This is a genomic window from Enterobacter cloacae complex sp. IR5450 (assembly GCF_049238665.1).
Lineage (GTDB): Bacteria > Pseudomonadota > Gammaproteobacteria > Enterobacterales > Enterobacteriaceae > Enterobacter > Enterobacter hormaechei_C.
In genome coordinates this window covers 1-19,133 of sequence record NZ_JBMKIC010000026.1, presented here as the reverse complement: position 1 = coordinate 19,133, position 19,133 = coordinate 1, and the positions used below count along the sequence as shown (strand labels likewise).

18 protein-coding genes and 1 pseudogene are annotated in these 19,133 nt (G+C 57.9%); 7 read left to right on the top strand and 12 right to left on the bottom strand.

All coding sequences use genetic code 11. The features are described 5' to 3' along the window. The 7 genes from paaG to paaA are packed head-to-tail and all read right to left on the bottom strand — an operon-like array spanning position 1 to position 5,124. Positions 1–789, bottom strand: a complete 789-nt coding sequence (gene paaG, locus ACOTYB_RS17815) for a 2-(1,2-epoxy-1,2-dihydrophenyl)acetyl-CoA isomerase PaaG (RefSeq protein WP_220153871.1) — start codon at positions 787–789, stop codon at positions 1–3. Next, on the bottom strand, positions 789–1,556 hold the full coding sequence (paaF, locus tag ACOTYB_RS17810) for a 2,3-dehydroadipyl-CoA hydratase PaaF (RefSeq protein ID WP_045350638.1): 768 nt from the start codon (positions 1,554–1,556) through the stop codon (positions 789–791). The genes paaG and paaF overlap by 1 nt, the downstream gene beginning before the upstream one ends. Beyond that, on the bottom strand, positions 1,553–2,623 hold the full coding sequence (gene paaE / locus ACOTYB_RS17805; protein WP_220153806.1) for a 1,2-phenylacetyl-CoA epoxidase subunit PaaE: 1,071 nt from the start codon (positions 2,621–2,623) through the stop codon (positions 1,553–1,555). The genes paaF and paaE overlap by 4 nt, the downstream gene beginning before the upstream one ends. 7 nt (positions 2,624–2,630) lie before the next feature. Then, entirely contained in the window at positions 2,631–3,128 is a 498-nt protein-coding gene (paaD, locus tag ACOTYB_RS17800; RefSeq protein ID WP_003857347.1) for a 1,2-phenylacetyl-CoA epoxidase subunit PaaD, read from the bottom strand. Positions 3,129–3,139: 11 nt separating this feature from the next. Continuing rightward, complete coding sequence (gene paaC / locus ACOTYB_RS17795; protein ID WP_220153805.1) at positions 3,140–3,886, bottom strand: 1,2-phenylacetyl-CoA epoxidase subunit PaaC; 747 nt, start codon at positions 3,884–3,886, stop codon at positions 3,140–3,142. A gap of 8 nt (positions 3,887–3,894) precedes the next feature. Further along, positions 3,895–4,182 (bottom strand): 1,2-phenylacetyl-CoA epoxidase subunit PaaB, encoded by a 288-nt coding sequence (gene paaB, locus ACOTYB_RS17790; RefSeq protein WP_003857353.1) that lies wholly within the window; start codon positions 4,180–4,182, stop codon positions 3,895–3,897. Positions 4,183–4,194: 12 nt separating this feature from the next. Continuing rightward, positions 4,195–5,124, bottom strand: coding sequence for a 1,2-phenylacetyl-CoA epoxidase subunit PaaA (gene paaA, locus ACOTYB_RS17785; protein ID WP_003857355.1), 930 nt, complete (start codon positions 5,122–5,124; stop codon positions 4,195–4,197). Between the two features lie 285 nt (positions 5,125–5,409). Between paaA and paaZ the strand changes: the two genes are divergently transcribed. The 5 genes and pseudogenes from paaZ to ACOTYB_RS17760 all read left to right on the top strand — a co-directional run bounded on the left by paaZ (position 5,410) and on the right by ACOTYB_RS17760 (position 11,950). Continuing rightward, a complete protein-coding gene (paaZ, locus tag ACOTYB_RS17780; RefSeq protein WP_220153804.1) occupies positions 5,410–7,449 on the top strand; it encodes a phenylacetic acid degradation bifunctional protein PaaZ in 2,040 nt (679 codons plus the stop codon). A gap of 225 nt (positions 7,450–7,674) precedes the next feature. Next, positions 7,675–7,806: pseudogene (locus ACOTYB_RS17775) on the top strand (type VI secretion system tube protein Hcp); the annotation flags it as partial. Positions 7,807–7,891: 85 nt separating this feature from the next. After that, positions 7,892–8,287, top strand: a complete 396-nt coding sequence (locus ACOTYB_RS17770) for a hypothetical protein (RefSeq protein WP_022651150.1) — start codon at positions 7,892–7,894, stop codon at positions 8,285–8,287. Positions 8,288–8,446: 159 nt separating this feature from the next. Beyond that, positions 8,447–10,723: a primary-amine oxidase gene (gene tynA, locus ACOTYB_RS17765; RefSeq protein WP_126525027.1), complete on the top strand. Its 2,277-nt coding sequence runs from the start codon at positions 8,447–8,449 to the stop codon at positions 10,721–10,723. 120 nt (positions 10,724–10,843) lie between these two features. Next, on the top strand, positions 10,844–11,950 hold the full coding sequence (locus ACOTYB_RS17760) for a GGDEF domain-containing protein (RefSeq protein ID WP_220153803.1): 1,107 nt from the start codon (positions 10,844–10,846) through the stop codon (positions 11,948–11,950). A gap of 38 nt (positions 11,951–11,988) precedes the next feature. On the opposite strand, the gene ACOTYB_RS17755 is transcribed toward ACOTYB_RS17760, so the two are convergent. Continuing rightward, on the bottom strand, positions 11,989–13,488 hold the full coding sequence (locus ACOTYB_RS17755; protein WP_022651146.1) for an aldehyde dehydrogenase family protein: 1,500 nt from the start codon (positions 13,486–13,488) through the stop codon (positions 11,989–11,991). A gap of 241 nt (positions 13,489–13,729) precedes the next feature. Here ACOTYB_RS17755 and feaR point away from each other — a divergent pair, with 241 nt between their 5' ends. Further along, positions 13,730–14,638 carry a transcriptional regulator FeaR gene (gene feaR, locus ACOTYB_RS17750; RefSeq protein WP_220153802.1) on the top strand — a complete coding sequence of 303 codons (909 nt, stop codon included), beginning with the start codon at positions 13,730–13,732 and terminating at the stop codon, positions 14,636–14,638. On the opposite strand, the gene ACOTYB_RS17745 is transcribed toward feaR, so the two are convergent. The 3 genes from ACOTYB_RS17745 to ACOTYB_RS17735 are packed head-to-tail and all read right to left on the bottom strand — an operon-like array spanning position 14,639 to position 17,791. Next, positions 14,639–14,956: a YdbL family protein gene (locus ACOTYB_RS17745; RefSeq protein ID WP_022651144.1), complete on the bottom strand. Its 318-nt coding sequence runs from the start codon at positions 14,954–14,956 to the stop codon at positions 14,639–14,641. A gap of 7 nt (positions 14,957–14,963) precedes the next feature. Continuing rightward, positions 14,964–15,155: a YnbE family lipoprotein gene (locus ACOTYB_RS17740; RefSeq protein WP_003857369.1), complete on the bottom strand. Its 192-nt coding sequence runs from the start codon at positions 15,153–15,155 to the stop codon at positions 14,964–14,966. Then, a complete protein-coding gene (locus ACOTYB_RS17735) occupies positions 15,155–17,791 on the bottom strand; it encodes a YdbH family protein (protein ID WP_220316874.1) in 2,637 nt (878 codons plus the stop codon). Before ACOTYB_RS17735 ends, ACOTYB_RS17740 begins: the two co-directional genes overlap by 1 nt. A 210-nt stretch (positions 17,792–18,001) precedes the next feature. Between ACOTYB_RS17735 and ACOTYB_RS17730 the strand changes: the two genes are divergently transcribed. Continuing rightward, positions 18,002–18,991 carry a 2-hydroxyacid dehydrogenase gene (locus ACOTYB_RS17730; RefSeq protein ID WP_003857375.1) on the top strand — a complete coding sequence of 330 codons (990 nt, stop codon included), beginning with the start codon at positions 18,002–18,004 and terminating at the stop codon, positions 18,989–18,991. A 75-nt stretch (positions 18,992–19,066) separates the two neighbouring features. Here the strand turns inward: ACOTYB_RS17730 and ACOTYB_RS17725 are convergent. Beyond that, on the bottom strand, positions 19,067–19,133 hold a 67-nt coding region (locus ACOTYB_RS17725), incomplete at its 5' end, for an IS1 family transposase (protein ID WP_421765773.1).

Sequence of the window (19,133 nt, the reverse complement as noted above, 5' to 3'; positions counted from 1 at the left end):
TTATTTCCCCGTAAAGTTCGGCGCGCGTTTTGCCAGGAACGCGCTGACGCCTTCCCGGTAGTCGTCGCTGCGTCCGGCCAGGCGTTGATAGTCGCGCTCCAGATCAAGCTGGGCGTCGAGGGTGTTGGTTTCGGCGGCGTTGATCGCCTGCTTGATCAAGCCCAGGCCAAAGGTCGGCTGCGAGGCAAAATGCAGCGCCATCTGCTGTGCGGTGGCGGAGAGCTGCTCGTCGTCCACCACCTGCCAGATCATTCCCCAGGCCTGTGCCTGCTCAGCGCTGAGCTTATCGCCCAGCAATGCCAGCCCCATGGCGCGGGCGCGTCCGGCCACGCGCGGCAGCAGCCAGGTGCCGCCGCAGTCCGGGACGAGGCCGAGCTTGCTGAAGGCCATCACAAAACTGGCGGAGCGCGCCGCAATCACCATGTCGCAGCCGAGGGCCAGCGTCGCCCCCGCGCCCGCCGCCACGCCGTTAACCGCGCAAATCACCGGCTTCGGCAGTTTTGCCAGGCGGCGCACCAGCGGGTTGTAAAAAGTCTCAACGGACATGCCCAGATCGGGCGCCGGGCCGTTCGGGTCGACGTTACGGTCGTTGAGATCCTGCCCGGCGCAGAAACTGCGTCCTGCCCCGGTGATCAGCAGGCAGCGGATGGCGTCATCGCGCTCGGCCTGCTTCAGGCATTCGGAAAGCTGCTGGTGCATGACGTCGTTAAAGCTGTTCAGGCGCTCCGGGCGGTTCAGCGTAATGGTCATTACGCCCTGCTCAACATGGCTCAGAATAGATTCCACAATTAGCGTCCTTTAAAGTCTGGGGTGCGTTTTTGTAAAAAGGCGTTGATCCCTTCCCGGCGATCGTCGGTGGCCGCGAGCAGCGCAAACAGCTGACGCTCCTGCGCCAGCCCGGCCTGAAGCGGGACTTCCTGCGACTGGCGAAGCGCCTGCTTCGCCGCCTGTAGCGCCAGCGGCGAATGGCGCGCCATCAGCGCCGCCTGCTTCAGGGCGTACTCCAGCGTCAGCGAGGCCGGGTAGATGTCGCTGACCAGCCCGGCGCTGTGCGCCTGCACCGCCGTGATGCTTTCGCCCGTCAGCACCATTTTGCTGGCCAGCGATTTGCCTACGCTGCGGATCAGCCGCTGGGTGCCGCCTGCGCCCGGCATGATCCCGATGGTGATTTCCGGCAGGCCAAAACGGGCGTTATCGCCAGCAATCACGACATCGCAGAGCAGCGCCAGCTCACAGCCTGCCCCCAGCGCGAAGCCGTTTACGGCGGCAATCAGCGGTTTGGTGAAGGCGTTGATCCGCGCCCACAGCTGCGGACGGATATCGTTCAGGGTGGCGGGCAGGTCTTTCTCCGCCATTTCGTTGAGATCGGCCCCGGCGGCAAAGCAGCGTTCGTTGCCGTACATCACGCAGACGGCGATCTCAGCATCCGCGGCGGCGGCCTCAAGCTGCTCCGCGATTTGCAGGAGCAGCGCATTGTTGAGCGCGTTGCGCGCCGCCGGACGGTTAAGCGTTAGCTGCAACACGCGGCCATGACGGGTAACAATCAGTTCGCTCATGCCATCCCCTTCGCATCAAAATCGACGATAACGTCGGCGGTTAACGGCAGCGCCTGACAGCTCAGCACATAGCCTGCGGCCACCTCGTCCGGCTCCAGGCTGTAGTTGGTCGCCATATCGACTTTCCCACGCAGCACTTTGCATTTGCAGGTGGCGCATACGCCGCCCTTGCAGGCGTAAGGCAGATCCGCCCCCTGACGCAGGGCCGCGTCAAGAATGCTCTCGTCGTCCGCCGTCAGGGTGATCTCCCTGTCGCGCCCGTCCTGACGGACGGTGACCTTCTGGCCATCGGCCTGCACGCTGGCTGTCCGTTTAACGGCGGTACCCGGCGTGTTAAAGCGCTCAAGATGGATCGCTTTTTCCGGCATACCCAGCGCTTGCAGCGCCGCTTCGGCCTCTTCCATCATCGCCGACGGGCCGCAGATGAAGGCTTCATCGTACTGACGGAAATTCACCAGCGTTTTTGCCAGCGCCTGGAGCTTTTCCCCGTCAATGCGGCCATGGAGCAGATCGCTGTCGAGCGTCTCCTGGCTGAAGATGGCGATCAGCTGCAAACGCTGCGGGTATTTATCTTTCAGGTCCGCCAGCGCCCGGCGGAACATCATGCTCTGGCTGCTGCGGTTGCCGTAAATCAGGGTGAAGTGGCTGTGGGCTTCAGTGGCCAGCGTAGCGGACATAATCGCCAGCATCGGGGTGATCCCGGACCCAGCGGCAATCGCCAGATAATGGCCTTCGCGTTCGGCCTGCGGCTGGTAGCCAAAATGCCCCTGGGGCACCATCACCTCCAGCGCCATGCCCGGTTTGATCTCGTCCCGGGCATAGCGGGAAAAACGTCCGCCCTCGATGGCTTTGACCGCCACGCTGATCTCACCGCACGCAGTGCTCCGGCAGATGGAGTAGCAGCGGCGCAGTTCATCCCCGCCAGGGCTGGCTTTCAGGGTCAGATGCTGACCGGGACGGAAGCGGTACGCCTCCTGTAACGCCTGCGGCACCGCGAAGGTAATGGTCACCGCGTCGCGGGTTTCGGGTTCCACTTTTGCCACTGTTAATGAATGAAACGTTGTCATGGCAGCCTCAAATACATTTGAAATAGTCGAAGGGCTCACGGCAGGTATTGCAGCGGTAGAGCGCTTTGCAGGCCGTGGATCCAAATTCACTGATAAGCGAGGTATCGGTGCTCGCACAGCGCGGGCAGCTCACCTCCGCGGGAACGTGGGCATGGCAGCTATGGCCGACAGGCGGGCTGATGCCATATTCACGCAGGCGCCTGCGGGCATCGTCGGTCATCCAGTCGGTGGTCCAGGCGGGCTCCAGTTGCAGCACAATATGTACCGGGCTAAAGCCGTTTCCGGTCAGGGTTTCGCGGATCGCCCCCAGCAGATGCTCCGTTGCCGGACAGCCCGAATAGGTTGGCGTGAAGCCGATAACCCAGCCTTCCCCCTGTGCCTTCACGCTGCGCACCATGCCCAGGTCGGTGATGGTCAGCACCGGCACTTCCGGGTCGGGGATCTGGCTTAACAGCGCCCAAATCTGCGGGATTTGTGCAGGCGCGATGTCGACGAGGCGTTGCATGGCGTCCTCCTTTACCACTGCTGGCCGGGGTAAACGCGCTGGAGATACTGCATCTCTGCCAGCATCGGCCCGAGGTGTTCGGTATGTAGCCCCTTCTTACCGCCCGTGCGATACGCCACCTCTTCGGGCACGCGGAGGGTGGCTTCCGCCAGGCCAGCAAACACTTCGCGCTCCCACGGGTCCCGCAGGTCGCGCGGATCAACCGCCACGCCGTCATTAATTAGCGCCAGCTCGACCTCGTCAGCGTCGAACAGTTCAGCCGTAAAGCGCCACAGGCTATCCACCGCCTGCTGCATTTTTTGTGCGGAGGTTTCTGTTCCGTCCCCCAGCCGCACCAGCCAGCCGCGGCTAAAGCGCAGGTGATAGCGCGCCTCCTTAATGGCTTTTGCCGCGATGGCGGCAAGCTGACTGTCGCTGCTGTGGATCAGCCGCTCGTAAAGCGCCACGTTCCACGCATCCATCAGATACTGACGGGCAATGGTGTCGGCGAAGCTGCCGTTTGGCTGTTCCACCAGCAGCAAATTGCGGAACTGACGCTCATCGCGGCCATAGGCCAGGGTATCTTCATCACCCTTACCTTCCCGTTCAGCGGCGTAGGTCAGGAAATTGCGCGCCTGCCCGAGCAGATCAAGGCCGATATTGGCGAGCGCCAGGTCAATTTCCAGCTCCGGCGCGTGGCCGCACCAGGCGCCCAGACGCTGTGAGAGCACCAGACCGTTGTCGCCCAGACGCAGGGCATAAGCAGATACGTTGTTCATCCCCAACCTCACATATGCTCGATACCATCAGGGATGGTGTAAAACGTCGGATGGCGGTAGACCTTGCTTTCCGCCGGATCGAAAAACTCCCCGCTCTCTTCCGGCTGGGAAGCGACGATTTCACTCGCCTTCACCACCCAGATAGAACAGCCTTCGCTGCGGCGGGTATAGGCATCGCGCGCGTTTTCCAGAGCCATGCGGTCGTCGGCAGCGTGAAGGCTGCCTACATGCCGGTGCGACAGCCCCTGCTTCGAACGGACAAAAACTTCGTATAACGGCCAGTAAACGTTGCTCATGGTTGATTCCTCTTATGCGGCCTGGCGGGCGCGTTGTTTTTCCGCGTGGGCCAGAGCGGCTTCACGCACCCATGCGCCGTCGTCCCAGGCTTTACGTTTTGCGGCCAGACGTTCGTGGTTGCAGATCCCGCGCCCGTTGATCACCTCGTCAAATTCCTGCCAGTCGATTTCGCCGAAGCGGTAGTGGCCGCTCTCTTCATCGAAACGCAGGTCGGGATCCGGCACGGTCATGCCGAGCATCTCCACCTGAGGCACCGTGTTGTCCACGAAGCGCTGGCGAAGCTCATCGTTGCCAAAGCGTTTGATCTTCCAGGCCAGACTGCGGGCGCTGTTTGGGGAGTTGTCGTCGTTGGGTCCGAACATCATCAGCGCGGGCCACCAGAAGCGGTTGATGGCGTCCTGCAACATCTGCCGCTGGGCTTCGCTACCCTGCGCCAGCGCCATGCAGGCCTCAAAACCCTGACGCTGGTGAAAGCTCTCTTCTTTACAGATTTTCACCATCGCCCGGGCATACGGGCCGTAAGACGTACGGCACAGTGCCACCTGGTTCACAATGGCCGCCCCGTCCACCAGCCAGCCAATGACCCCGATATCGGCCCAGCTCAGGGTCGGATAGTTGAAGATGGAGGAGTATTTCATCTTGCCGTCGAGCATCTTTTGATAGATGTCCTCCCGGGCGCAGCCCAGCGTTTCCGCCGCGCTGTAAAGGTACAGGCCGTGTCCGGCTTCATCCTGCACCTTCGCCAGCAGAATGGCTTTCCGGCGCAGCGTCGGTGCGCGGGTGATCCAGTTCCCTTCCGGCAGCATGCCGACAATCTCAGAGTGGGCGTGCTGTCCAATCTGGCGGATCAGCGTCTTGCGGTAGGCATCCGGCATCCAGTCCTGCGGCTCGATGGCCGTCTCCTGTGCGATGCGTTGCTCAAAGCGTTGTTCTTGCGTCACATAACCACCTTTGTGATTCGTTAAATCACCACAAATAGCAAAATGGTGAATCATTTGGTTTCTTAAAAGTTACACAAAGGTTAAATATAACCCCAAGAAGCGTTTGTTTATTTTGTGACGACGCTCGCAAGCCTTTTCATGAAAGGCCGATGGCGCAAGGCTTTCTGTTGGTCAGGCCAAGCAATACAGATCACAACGTTAACAATTCATTAAAACTCAGCTTGATTTTTATGATTCGAGATCAAACTATTTATAGTGAAATCACGAAACATCTGGAGAGAAGAAATGCAGCAGTTAGCCAGCTTCTTGTCCGGCATCTGGCAATCAGGCCGGGGCCGCGAGCGCACCATCACCCACGCCATCAGCGGGGAAACGCTATATCAAGTCACCAGCGAAGGGCTGGATATGGCGGCCGCGCGCCGTTACGCCATTGAACACGGCGGAGAAGCGCTCCGCGCAATGAGCTTTATCGAGCGCGCCGCCATGCTGAAGGCGGTGGCCAAACATCTGCTGAGCCAGAAGGATCGGTTTTATGCCCTGTCAGCCCAGACCGGCGCGACGAAGGCTGACAGCTGGGTGGATATTGAAGGCGGTATCGGCACCCTCTTCACCTACGCAAGCCTCGGCAGCCGTGAGCTGCCGGACGATACCCTGTGGCCGGAGGATGAGCTGATCCCACTGTCGAAGGAAGGCGGTTTTGCGGCACGTCACGTGTTAACGTCGAAATCCGGCGTGGCGGTGCATATCAACGCGTTCAACTTCCCGTGCTGGGGGATGCTGGAAAAGCTCGCGCCCACCTGGCTTGCCGGGATGCCCGCCGTCATCAAGCCCGCCACCGCCACCGCGCAGGTGACTCAGGCGATGGTGAAAGCGATCGTGGAGAGCGGACTGGTGCCGGACGGCGCCATCAGCCTGATCTGCGGTGGCGCGGGCGATCTGCTGAACCACCTCGACAGCCAGGACGTGGTGACGTTTACCGGGTCGGCCAGCACCGGGCAGAGCCTGCGCGTCCACCCGAATATCGTCGCACATTCCATTCCGTTTACCATGGAAGCAGATTCTCTTAACTGCTGCGTGCTGGGTGAGGACGTGACGCCGGAACAGCCGGAGTTTACGCTGTTTATCCGCGAAGTGGTGCGCGAGATGACCGCCAAAGCCGGGCAAAAATGTACCGCCATCCGCCGCATCATCGTGCCGGAAGCGCAGGTTGAAGCCGTCAGCCAGGCGCTGATTGCGCGGCTGGAGAACGTGGTCGTCGGCGATCCGGCCAAGGAAGGGGTGAAGATGGGGGCTCTCGTCAGCAGTGAGCAACGTGCTGACGTGCAGGAAAAAGTCGATCATCTGCTGGCCTCGGGCTGCCAGATCCGTCTGGGTGGTAAAGCTGATTTGCAGGCGCCTGGCGCATTCTTCCCACCCACCCTGCTGTTCTGCCCGCAGCCGGACGAAACCCCGGCCGTTCACGCCACCGAAGCCTTTGGCCCCGTCGCAACCCTGATGCCCTGCCGTAACACCGAGCACGCCATGCAGCTGGCGCGGGCGGGCGGCGGCAGCCTGGCGGGAACGCTGGTTACGGCAGATACCCGCGTGGCGCGGCAGTTTATTGCTGGTGCCGCGCGCGCCCACGGACGCATTCAGATCCTCAACCAGGAATCCTCGAAAGAATCTACCGGCCACGGTTCACCGTTGCCGCAGCTGGTGCACGGTGGTCCGGGACGTGCGGGCGGCGGCGAAGAGCTGGGCGGCCTGCGCGCTGTGAAGCACTATCTTCAGCGCACGGCTATTCAGGGCAGCCCGTCCATGCTCGCCGCGATCGGTAAACAGTGGGTCCGTGGCGCGGAGGTGCAGGAAGATCGCGTTCATCCGTTCCGTAAATACTTCGAGGAGTTACAGCCGGGCGACAGCCTGCTGACCCCGCGTCGTACCCTGACGGAAGCGGATATCGTGAATTTTGCCTGCCTGAGCGGGGATCATTTCTACGCCCATATGGACAAAATTGGCGCGGCGGAGTCGATTTTTGGTGAGCGCGTGGTACACGGTTATTTCCTGATTTCCGCCGCGGCGGGGCTGTTTGTCGATGCCGGAGTTGGGCCGGTTATTGCCAACTACGGCATGGAAAACCTGCGCTTTATCGAGCCGGTCAAGCCGGGTGATACCATTCAGGTGCGCCTGACCTGTAAACGTAAAACGCTGAAGAAACAGCGCACTGCCGAGGAAAAACCCACCGGCGTGGTGGAATGGGCTGTGGAGATCTTCAACCAGCACCAGCAGGCCGTGGCGCTCTACTCCATCCTGACGCTGGTGGCGCGCCAGCAGGGTGACTTTTAATCAATGCAATGGCATTAACCTTGCTGCCTCGAGTGTTTGAGCGCATCAAAATAAGCGGAAGGTAAAACAGGGACTGGATGGCTTTGATTGATCGAACCATCCAGTCTGCCTGGTTTGGATAAGTTACAACCGGAAACACTAAGCAAGTTGACCAAATAGTTAGCATGGTTATTATTTATCGCCGGGAATATCACCATGTTAAATTACATGGATGATTAACAGACTATGGCAATTCCTGTTTACCTTTTCTTAACTGACGATGGTGGGTCAAAAATTACAGGCTCGGTGGATGTTCGTTACCGTGAGGGAAGCATAGAAGTCACCGGCTTTACACACAATCTTCGCCTCCTAATTGATCCTGCCGAATTTGCAAAATTCCAGAACAATAATAATTACGTTGATGATCCAGTCGATCAGTTATGGATAAGGGCAGGAATAGATTATGCGCGACGTTCGGGTTTTTAACTGGCGAGCTGGAATTATTATCTTTATTTTTCTCATATTCATTGCATACCCTTTCCGCGATCTTTTTACCGTGTATGAAAATTTGCAGGAAAAAATCAAGGTTAACGATCGTTTAACTCTTTACATCACCCAGGTTGAGACGGGCTCACTGTCTAAAAACAGGTATCATATTTATCTCTTTGATGCGAAAAAAAGTCCGGAAGAATTCATGTCTAACATTAAGAATATCAATCCCGTCATGATCACCGATGATGATAAAGCTTCAGTGGCAATTAAAAATGGAGACATTTATCTTCGCGTTCGCGGTACGGTTTATTCGTTCACGACGGTAGGTTTTGATGTCCGCACGCATCTCGATAGCTCGCCTTACTGAAGCGCACTTTATCTGCCATGGGGGTGTGATGTACCCCCGCTCTTTTTTAACCTGGCAAGACTGACAAACAACCTGGCAGATGCAGGCAAACGCTTTTCGTGCGCGCCTGTCAGGATAACGCTGACACTACACAATAAACACAACAAGATGAGGTCTGCGATGGGAAGCAATTCTTCTTTTTCTGCCCGTAGAACGGCACTGGCCATGGCCGTTGCGCTCTGTTGCGCCTGGCAATCCCCTGTTTACGCTCACGGCAGCGAGGCGCATATGGTCCCGATGGACAAAACGCTTCAGGCGTTTGGCGCGGACGTGCAGTGGGATGATTACGCCCAGATGTTCACCATCGTCAAAGACGGTGCCTTTGTGAAGGTCAAACCCGGCGCAAATACCGCCATCGTTAACGGCAAACCGCTGACGCTCCAGGTGCCCGTGGTGATGAAGAACAATAAGGCGTATATCCCGGAGACCTTTATCAACGATGTCTTTCAGTCCGGTCTTGATCAGACATTCCAGGTTGAAAAAAGCCCCCACCCGTTAAACGCGCTGACGGCTGATGAAATCAACCAGGCCGTAGCAATCGTGAAAGCCTCAGCGGATTTTAAACCCAATACCCGCTTTACCCAGATTGCGCTGGCGGAGCCAGAAAAGGCCAAAGTCTGGGACTTTGTGCTTAACGGCACGGCGGTGGATGCGCCCCGTCAGGCCAATATCATCATGCTTGATGGTAAACACATCATCGAAAGCCGGGTGGATCTGAAGGAGAAAAAGATCCTCCGCTGGGAGCCGATAAAAGACGCGCACGGCATGGTGCTGCTGGATGACTTCAATACCGTGCAGCAGATCATCAATGAAAGCCCGGAATTTGCCGCCGTGCTGAAAAAGCGCGGCATTACCGACCCGAAGAAAGTGATCACCACCCCGCTTACCGTCGGCTTTTTTGACGGCAAGGATGGGCTGAAACAGGAAGACCGCCTGCTGAAAGTGATCAGCTATCTCGACGTGGGCGACGGTAACTACTGGGCGCACCCGATCGAAAACCTGGTTGCGGTGGTGGATCTCGAGCAGAAGAAAATCCAGAAGATTGAGGAAGGCCCGGTCGTGCCGGTGCCGCTCACGCCGCGCCCTTATGATGGCCGTGACCGCGTTGAAACGGTGAAAAAACCGCTGGAGATTATCGAGCCGGAAGGCAAGAACTACACCATCACCGGGGATAGGGTGCACTGGCAGAACTGGGATTTTCATCTGAGCCTGGACTCACGCGTCGGCCCGATAATCTCCACCGTGACCTATAACGACAACGGCAAAAAGCGACAGGTGATGTATCAGGGGTCGCTCGGCGGCATGATTGTGCCGTACGGCGACCCGGATATCGGCTGGTACTTTAAAGCCTACCTGGACTCCGGCGATTACGGCATGGGTACCCTGACCTCCCCGCTGGTACGCGGCAAGGATGTTCCGTCTAACGCCGTGATGCTCAACGAAACCATCCCGGATTACACCGGCGCGCCAATGGAGATCCCCCGGGCGATCGCCATTTTCGAGCGTTACGCCGGGCCGGAATATAAGCATCAGGAATTAGGAAAACCCAACATCAGCACCGAACGCCGCGAGCTGGTGGTGCGCTGGGTCAGCACCGTGGGTAACTATGATTACATCTTCGACTGGGTATTCCACGAAAACGGCACTATCGGCATTGATGCAGGGGCTACGGGCATTGAAGCGGTGAAAGGCGTGCAAACGAAAACCATGCATGATGCCACCGCGAAGGATGACACCCGATACGGAACGCTGATCGACCATAATATTGTCGGTACCACCCACCAGCACATCTACAACTTCCGTCTGGATATGGACGTGGACGGCATCAACAACAAGCTGGTGGCCATGGATCCCGACGTCAAACCGAACACCGCTGGCGGACCGCGCACCAGCACCATGCAGGTTAATCAGTATGATATTGATACCGAACAGCAGGCGGCGCAGAAGTTTGACCCGGGCACCATCCGCCTGCTGAGCAATACCAGCAAAGAGAACCGCATGGGCAACCCGGTCTCATATCAGATCATCCCTTACGCGGGCGGTACACACCCGGTAGCGTCCGGCGCGAAGTTTGCCCCGGACGAGTGGATTTATCACCGCCTGAGCTTTATGGATAAACAACTGTGGGTAACGCGTTACCATCCCGACGAGATGTACCCGGAGGGAAAATACCCGAACCGTTCCACGCACGATACCGGCCTCGGCCAGTACAGCAAAGATAACGAGTCGCTGAACGACCAGGATAACGTCATCTGGATGACCACCGGCACCACCCATGTCGCCCGTGCCGAGGAGTGGCCAATAATGCCGACGGAATGGGTGCACACGTTGCTCAAGCCGTGGAATTTCTTTGACGAGACGCCAACGCTCGGCAAGAAAAAAGCCGAGCAAAAATAAGCAAACGCCGGGCGCAATGCCCGGTTTTTTTGTGCAAACATTTGAGGAATAATCGAGCCTGCTTATAGTTAATACTACCTGGCTTTAGCGAGCTATCCACCGGACGGGAAGAAAACCATAATGGAAAAAAGACACAACGCAACGCCAGAACCTGCGACATGGCCTACCCGTAAATCAATGGTTGTTCACGGGCTGGCCGTGAACCTGCCGTGGCTCGCCTTTGTGAATGCCAGCTTTGCCCTTATGGTCCTGCTGCGCAATTCGCTTTTCGGCCATATCGATGCCCTCCTGCACATCAGCCCGCCTCTGCGGCAGATGATAGACGCTTCCATGCTGGGGGTAGTCATCCTTTCCGTGGCGCTGGTAATAATGGCCTGGCGCCACATCCGCGGCGTCAGCGCGGTGCTGTTAATGTGTAGCCTGCTATGGTCGATAAGTTGTTACTGGTTTATCAACGTGATACAGCTTCCTCATCCCTGGCCGATATTCGTTACCCTGCTGATGGCCGGTATGACCGCGCTCTATTTTCACCCGGTGGCACTGCTCTGCTTCACCGTTCCGCTATGGATAAGCCTGCCCGTTGCCAGCATGCTGCTGAATCAGGAAATTAATTATCGCTTCGCCGGGCTGTGGGTGGTGTTCACCTTCATTCTCGTGTGCGGGCGCTATATCCTGTTGAGTTGGTTTGAAGAGGCGTGGCGTCGCAACCAGCAGAATCAGCGTTTAATTTCGCGGCTGGATGCGCTGGCTCATCAGGATCCGCTGACGAAAACGGCCAACCGGCGGGCGATGGAGCTGGTGCTGGAAAACGCCGTGGAGCAAGGCAAACGCTTCGCGGTGCTGATGCTGGATGTCGATTACTTCAAACTGTATAACGACACCTATGGTCACCAGGCGGGAGATGCGTGTCTCGCGAGGGTGGCAGAGGTGCTGAACACCTCGGTGCGCACGCCAGAGGATGTGGTTTCGCGCTACGGTGGTGAGGAGTTTGTGGTGATCCTCTTTGACTGCGAAGAAAGCGTTGCTGAGAAAGTCGCCGCGCGGATCCAGGCTGGCCTGCGCACCGCAGCCATTGCGCACAGCGCGTCGAAGGTGAGTGAATGTGTGACGGCGAGTATGGGCATTGCCGGCTATACCGCAGGACTGGCCGGCCCGGAAATCATCGCCCGCGCCGATGCGGCGCTGTACAGGGCAAAGGAGGCCGGGCGGGATCGGTGGTCGCGTTAAATATTGCCGGGTGGCGGCTACGCCTTACCCGGCGTTTTTTAATACCGCACACACACCGACTTGGTTTCACACCAGCCATCCAGCCAGTCGGGGCCGAAATCGCGCCCGGTGCCAGACTGCTTCATGCCGCCGAACGGCAGGTTGGCGTCTATCAGCGTGTGGCTGTTCACCCACACGGTTCCGGCCTGTAACCTGTCGGTGTACGCCAGCGCTTTACTGATGTTCTGCGTCCAGACGCTGGCCGTTAAGCCATATTCAGTGTCGTTCGCCAGCTGAAGCGCCTCTTCCCCGTCGTCCACACGAACCAGGTTCACCACCGGCCCGAAGACCTCTTCACGCGTCAGTCGCAGATGATTATCCGGGTTGACCACCAGCGTTGGCGAAACGTAATAGCCTTTGCCGTCTGGCCCCCGGTTCCCGGCGATCAGCTCCGCATTGTGCGCCTTCGCCTCATCCAGGAACGCCTGAACCTTATCGCAATGGGCGCGCGACACCAGCGGGTTGATAAACGCATCCGGCGACATGCCCGGCCCGACGCTCAGAGATTTCACGGCCTGTTCAAAGCCGCTGACCAGCGTGTCGAACAGCGGAGCCTCAATATAAATACGCGAGCTGGCCGCGCAGACCTGCCCCTGATTCAGGAAGCTGCCGGTCATCAGCCCTTCAATTACCCACGCCGGATCGGCGTCTTTCAGCACGATGGCCGGGTTTTTGCCGCCCAGCTCCAGCGTCACGCCCGTTAGCGTATCCGCAGCCACGCGGGCAATCTGCTTGCCCGTCGCCGTCGAACCGGTAAAGCTTACTTTGGCAATGCGCGGGTGCGAGGTTAGCGCCGCGCCACAGACGGCGCCACTACCGGTCACCACGTTGAACACGCCATCCGGGATCCCCGCCTCGCTCGCCAGTTCCGCCACCCGTAACAGGGTGAGCGGCGTGGTTTCCGAGGGTTTGATCACGATGGAGCAACCTGCCGCCAGCGCGGGCATTACTTTCCACATGCCAATCATCAGCGGGAAGTTCCACGGCACAATCCCCGCCACGACTCCCACCGGCTCTTTACGCGTCCACGCCTGATAACGCGCGCCCTGCGGCAGTGGAATCGAGAGATCGAGGGTTTTACCGGCAATTTTGGTGGTCAGCCCTGCCGTGTAGCGCATCCAGTTCAGGGTGCATCCCACCTCGAAGGCGCGGGAGATGTTAATGGATTTCCCCTGCTCCAGGGTTTCGAGCTGTGCCAGCTCTTCGCCATGCTGTTCCACCAGATCCGCAAACCGCAGCAGGATGCGTTCCCGCTCTGCCGGCAGACGCCCTGCCCAGCTTCGGGCGACAAAGGCGCGCCAGCCAGACATCACCGCACGATCGACATCATCGACGCTGGCATCGGCGGTGGAGGCAATAACCTCTCCGGTCGCCGGGTTGTAGACGTTCAGACGCTTTTCGCTGTCGGATGCCGCCTGACGCCCTTCAATCCACAGGCCGTGCTGGCGATCTAAAAACTGCTGCACGCCTGGCAGGATGGCGACGTGTGATTCGGACATAGGATACTCCTTCGTTATGCTTCGCAGGGTGTGTATGCAGTCTAAGAGGGGAATCGCATTCCTGCTTTTGTCTGTGTGACATTCGCTTTGTCAGCTGTGACAGGCTCCGCAAATCGTGATAATTCCCGCTTATATCGCTGTAACCGTTGAGTGTTCTTTCCTATAGTCAGCCTCGTAGCCCTGACAAAATGCAACATAAATGCAACAATGCGAAAACAGTGACGGTGCAGGGAGAACATCAATGGCGTGTGCAAGCGAACAGGACAATTTTCAGCAGTGGCTGGCGCAAATTAACCAGGTTTGTGGGCGCTTTGCGGCACGTCCGTTAGAGGGGGCGTTTCTCGGCGAACTGGAAACCAGCTATACCCAAAGTCTGAAGCTGAGCACGGTGACCGCCGCAGGCGTTAACCTTTTTCGCACCCGTCAGGAGATCAAAAACGGCAACGACGCCTGGTTCTACACCGTGTTTCAGCTGGAAGGCAGCGCCGGAATCGAACAGGACAACCAGCGCGCGATGCTGAAAGCCGGGGATATCACGCTGATTGACGCCTCCCGCCCGTGCTCCATTTACTGGCAGGAGCGTTCCCGCCAGATTTCGCTGCTGCTCCCGCGACAAATCATTGAGCAACACGCGCGTTTTCAGGAAGTGAGGTGCGCGCTGCCCCTCTCCCGCAGTCTGCCTACCGTACAGCTGAGCTACCGACTGCTACAGGAGAGCATGGGCAATGCCGATCTCAGCGCCAGCGAAAGCGAAGCGGCGCTGGAGGCGATGGTGTGTCTGCTGCGTCCGGCCTTCCAGCAGCAACACGAGGTGCTGCCGCGCAAGGAGCGTCAGTTCCGCCACGTTCTGTCCCTGATTGATGATCATATTCAGTCGGAGGCGTTAAGACCGGAGTGGATAGCCTCAGAGAGCGGCATGTCCGTGCGGAGCTTGTACCGCATGTTTGCCGGGAAAGGGCTGGTGGTGGCGCAGTATATTAAGAACCGTCGCCTCGATTTATGCGCTCAGGCGCTGCGTTCCATCAGCGATGACGAAAAGCTGGCGGGCATTGGCTACAGCCGGGGCTTTACCGACCATAGCCATTTTTCCACCGCCTTTAAGCAGCGTTTCGGGGTTTCGCCGGGCGAATACCGTAAGCGTTACCGCTAGTTACTTTTTTAGCCACTTGCCGTTAATCCCCTTCACGTATTCACCCGGCTGGGCGCGCGCCACCAGCTTTTGTCCCGCCATTTTCGCCACCTCGTCGACGGGCAAATTATTGCTGTCAGCTAACTGCTGGTAACTTTCCGTGCGTGCGGCGTTGATACGGCTCACCAGCGCCAGGGTTTCAGCGTCGTGCTGAACGGGCGCAAGATAGCCGCTCAGGGTTTCCCCTACGCGCCCCTGGGCACGTGCATCGTTGAGCGTAAGCGTGGCGGCGTGAACGTTCATCCCCAGCGCCAGTAACATCAGAGCTAATCGTTTCATGGCATCCTCAGAACAGATCGCTGCGGGATTTCAGCAGGGCTTCAACGTCTTTATCCACCTTGATATGGATTTCATGCTCAATTTTCACGTTCATGTTGATAGTGATCGGCTCTTTGGGCGCCGCCACTTCAATGCGCGGCGTGCAGCCTGACAGCAGCGCGACGACGGCCACGGTGAGTACACCAGCCCTCTTTTTCATTATTGTTCCTCACTTTCCTTGCCTGTCGAACCGCGGAGAAGGGGTATCGCCGCATGTTGCTCAAACCATGTTTGCAGATTGTCCCCAAAGCGCAGGCTGCGCCAGAGGGTAAAAATGTTCTCTTCATGGGTGTAATTCAGGTTTACGAAACTGCTTTTGCCCTCGACGCGGCTGGTGCCTTTAATGGCCGCCTGCATGGTTAACACGCCCAGATTATCCACATTGAGTTTTGTCCACGACTGCGAAATTTCCATATAGCGGAGCCAGTTGATCGCCGCCCCGGCAACCACGTTGTCTTTCACAATGGCATCCGCCGTGTCCTGATCGATGCGCAGCGTCATCGGCCCCGGGTTGGTCAGCCAGCCATCTTTAATGATCCATTTTTCATTGTCCAGCCAGAACGGCAGCGCGCCGCTCACCGGGCCGGACATGGCAAACTGCTTCGGATTCACCGCGCTTATCAGTTCGCTGGAGGAAATATTATCCACGCGTAGTAAAGCCGGATCGTGCTGCGGCATTCTCAACTGCTGCATGGTGATTTTCCCGCCGAGCGCTTCCACCTTCACGTTGGTGAGCAGGAGCGGGTTCGCTTCGGTCCAGGGATAATCGCCCTGGAGATCCGCGGTGATATTTCGGGCTGTGACCAGGTTTTTTACCTCGTCGATTCGTAACGTTACCGGCCCGCGCGTGCCCAGCGACCAGGTACCCTGGCTTAAGCGGAACGGCAGAACAAAATCAACGCCGTTGATTTCGTTATCCGGCATCCACGCGCTGCCCGCTTTCAGCACCCCGTGCCCCCCGGCCTCAAACCCCTGATCGGAGGCCGCTGAGAAAGCCACCTGTGCGTACATTTCGCCGCCGCGCAGGGTCAGTTTCCAGTCTGGCGGGATCAGCGGCTGGAACACCGTAAGAGACTGTTTTGGCCACCAGGCCTGACCGCGAAGGCGTTCGCCATCCCAGCGTCCATTCACCTGGACCGGGCCGATGTCGTCCGCATGCAGGTTCCCTTTAAACTGGAACACCGTCGGGTCTGTCCCGTCAACGCTGAAGGTCAAAACGGACGGCGGCAGCACGCTTCCGCCCGAGAAGCTTGTTTGCCCGGCATTGAGCGCGAGCGCGCCGCTAAAGGTGGGGTTATCCGGGTCCCGCGACCAGCGCACCGGGTGATCCAGCACCAGGCGCGGCTTGCTGACCAGCATCGTACCGTACTGCAATTTGTCGAACCCCGTGGAAAGATCGGTCAGTTCGATAACGTTGTCGCGCCACTCCCCGGTTCCCCGGACATCCCAGCGCGCATTCATCGGCGTGAAATTCCCTTTACCCCAGTAGCGCCACTGCCACAAACCGTTGTCCGGTAAAAAGTCGTTAGCCTGGCCGTCCAGATGCAGCTCAAAATCGCCCATCTCGTTTTCATGCGCCCGCAGAATGGCTTGCAGGCGGCCGTCCACGCCCTTCTGCGTGAGCTTCACGCCTGCCAGCGGCCAGCGGATCTCATCGATATCCAGCGAGTCGATGATGCGCCCGCGCGAGCGCAATAATGCGCCGGGTTCAAACGTAAGCTGCGGATCGTAAAGGCTGCCGGTCAGCTTCGCCGGGAGTCTGGCATACAGGATCAGATCGTTTTGCTTGGCTTCCCCGCTCAGGTGCAACGGCATAGCGCTGTTTTCCATACTGAGCGAGCCGGGACCAATATTCAGCACCGCGTTGCCCTTCCCCGCATCCCCCTGGGTCAGCACGTTGAGCCGCCCCGTGAAGGTGGCTTTCTCCAGCCCCTGCCGCCAGTTATCCACTTTCAGCGCGACGAGACCGCTCATCGGCATACCGGAGGCTGACCAGTTCCAGTGTCCGTCGCTGATGGTTAACTGCTGAGCGGCGATCTGCCACGGTAAATCGAGCAGTGGATCGGGGTTGTCCCGCGCCATGACCACCAGCTGGCCCTGATTGTCCTCCCAGTCCAGATCGGCATCGACCAGCGAGGATAACTGTGGCACGTTAAAGGTCGCGACCGTATGCCCTTTCACCGGCACGCCGTCCGGTACCAACGGCAGGGTAAATTCACCGATCAGCTTCACGGGCTGCGGCTGATCCGGCAGTTGCACATCGAACTGGCTGATGGAGAGCGTCTGGCCGCGCAACTGCCCCTTAATGCTCACCTGCTCGCCGTTATAAGTGATGTCCTGGCGGGCTGGGGTGAGTGAAGCATGCAGCTCACCCTCCCACTGCTGCCAGGGAGAAAGGGTAAAGCGGTGGATGGTCAGCCAGGTGTTGGGCAGGATGGCCTGCCACTGCGCCAGCGTTTTCGGCGCCACCGTTGAGGACGCTGACTGCGGTAATTTGCTCAGGCAGACAGAATTAAGTTCAAGTGCGCCAATATCCAGATCCCAACGGCTGGGGTGTGACAGGGTCACGTTTTCCACACGGGCAATTTCGCACTCTTCTACCAGATAGCGGAGATCGGGGATGATCAGGGCGTGGCGCGTGAGCCGTGGGCTTTCTTCAAACGCGATGCGCGTTCCAACAGGGAGCCAGATCCCGGCGAGCGTGGGTACCCACTGGGCGAGCGTCATCAGCAGCGTCAGCGGCACGAGTAATAGCAGCAGTAATAGCGCGATTGCGGCTTTGTATTTACCCTTCATGGGCAGTTAATATCCTGATTTTGCGAAAAAAATAAGCCGTTCTTGCCGCTCATTGTCGCATGTTTAGCCAGTCAGTTGAAGGTAATGCCATTTTTAAGAGTAGATGCTCTACAATAATTCATAGAACTTATTGATTTCAATGAATTTTGAAAAATTGTAAGATAATTTTAAACATGCTAACGTGGTTCCAAAATCACTGGAGAAAGTCTTATGAAACTCGCGGTATATAGCACAAAGCAGTACGACAAAAAGTATCTGCAACATGTTAACGAGACGTACGGTTTCGATCTTGAATTTTTCGACTTTCTGCTGACAGAAAAGACGGCTAAAACCGCTCACGGCTGCGAAGGCGTGTGTATCTTCGTTAACGACGACGGTAGCCGACCGGTGCTGGAAGAGTTGAAAAAACAGGGCGTGAAATACATTGCCCTGCGCTGCGCGGGCTTTAACAACGTCGATCTCGATGCCGCCAAAGAGCTGGGTCTGAAGGTCGTTCGCGTCCCAGCCTATTCTCCGGAAGCCGTGGCTGAACATGCCGTCGGGATGATGATGTCGCTCAACCGTCGTATTCACCGTGCCTATCAGCGTACCCGTGATGCTAACTTCTCTCTGGAAGGGCTGACCGGCTTTACCATGTACGGTAAAACCGCAGGCGTGATCGGTACCGGCAAAATTGGTGTGGCCGCCCTACGCATCCTGAAAGGATTTGGCATGCGCCTGCTGGCGTTTGATCCGTACCCAAGCGCCGCTGCGCTGGAGCTGGGCGTGGAGTATGTCGATCTGAAAACGCTCTTCTCGCAGTCTGATGTTATCTCCCTGCACTGCCCGCTGACCCCGGAAAACTATCACCTGCTTAACCAGTCGGCGTTCGACCAGATGAAAGACGGCGTGATGATCATCAATACCAGCCGCGGCGGACTGATCGACTCTCAGGCCGCTATCGAAGCGCTGAAAACGCAAAAAATTGGCGCGTTGGGTATGGACGTGTATGAGAACGAACGCGATCTGTTCTTTGAAGATAAATCTAACGACGTGATTCAGGACGACGTGTTCCGTCGCCTGTCGGCCTGCCACAACGTGTTGTTCACCGGCCACCAGGCGTTTCTGACCGCCGAAGCGCTGATCAGTATATCGGAAACCACGCTGGGGAATTTACAGCAGCTTGATAAGGGCGAAGCGTGCCCTAACGCGATCGTTTAAGACCGTCAGGCCGGGCGGCGGTAACCTCTGCCCGGCCAATAATAAGCCCATCAGAAAAATGGTAATGACTCCAACTTACTGATAGTGTTTTATGTTCAGATAATGCCCGATGACCTTGTCATGCAGCTCCAGCGATTTTGAG

Bases quoted from the DNA above. Each gene is read 5' to 3' on its own strand.
- ACOTYB_RS17770 (WP_022651150.1), top strand. From the start codon at position 7,892: ATGCGCGACGTTCGGGTTTTTAACTGGCGAGCTGGAATTATTATCTTT.
- feaR (WP_220153802.1), top strand. From the start codon at position 13,730: ATGGCGTGTGCAAGCGAACAGGACAATTTTCAGCAGTGGCTGGCGCAA.
- ACOTYB_RS17730 (WP_003857375.1), top strand. From the start codon at position 18,002: ATGAAACTCGCGGTATATAGCACAAAGCAGTACGACAAAAAGTATCTG.
- ACOTYB_RS17735 (WP_220316874.1), bottom strand. From the start codon at position 17,791: ATGAAGGGTAAATACAAAGCCGCAATCGCGCTATTACTGCTGCTATTA.
- paaC (WP_220153805.1), bottom strand. From the start codon at position 3,886: ATGAACAACGTATCTGCTTATGCCCTGCGTCTGGGCGACAACGGTCTG.
- paaE (WP_220153806.1), bottom strand. From the start codon at position 2,623: ATGACAACGTTTCATTCATTAACAGTGGCAAAAGTGGAACCCGAAACC.
- ACOTYB_RS17760 (WP_220153803.1), top strand. From the start codon at position 10,844: ATGGAAAAAAGACACAACGCAACGCCAGAACCTGCGACATGGCCTACC.
- ACOTYB_RS17740 (WP_003857369.1), bottom strand. From the start codon at position 15,155: ATGAAAAAGAGGGCTGGTGTACTCACCGTGGCCGTCGTCGCGCTGCTG.
- paaZ (WP_220153804.1), top strand. From the start codon at position 5,410: ATGCAGCAGTTAGCCAGCTTCTTGTCCGGCATCTGGCAATCAGGCCGG.
- tynA (WP_126525027.1), top strand. From the start codon at position 8,447: ATGGGAAGCAATTCTTCTTTTTCTGCCCGTAGAACGGCACTGGCCATG.
- paaD (WP_003857347.1), bottom strand. From the start codon at position 3,128: ATGCAACGCCTCGTCGACATCGCGCCTGCACAAATCCCGCAGATTTGG.
- paaF (WP_045350638.1), bottom strand. From the start codon at position 1,556: ATGAGCGAACTGATTGTTACCCGTCATGGCCGCGTGTTGCAGCTAACG.
- paaB (WP_003857353.1), bottom strand. From the start codon at position 4,182: ATGAGCAACGTTTACTGGCCGTTATACGAAGTTTTTGTCCGTTCGAAG.
- ACOTYB_RS17745 (WP_022651144.1), bottom strand. From the start codon at position 14,956: ATGAAACGATTAGCTCTGATGTTACTGGCGCTGGGGATGAACGTTCAC.
- ACOTYB_RS17755 (WP_022651146.1), bottom strand. From the start codon at position 13,488: ATGTCCGAATCACACGTCGCCATCCTGCCAGGCGTGCAGCAGTTTTTA.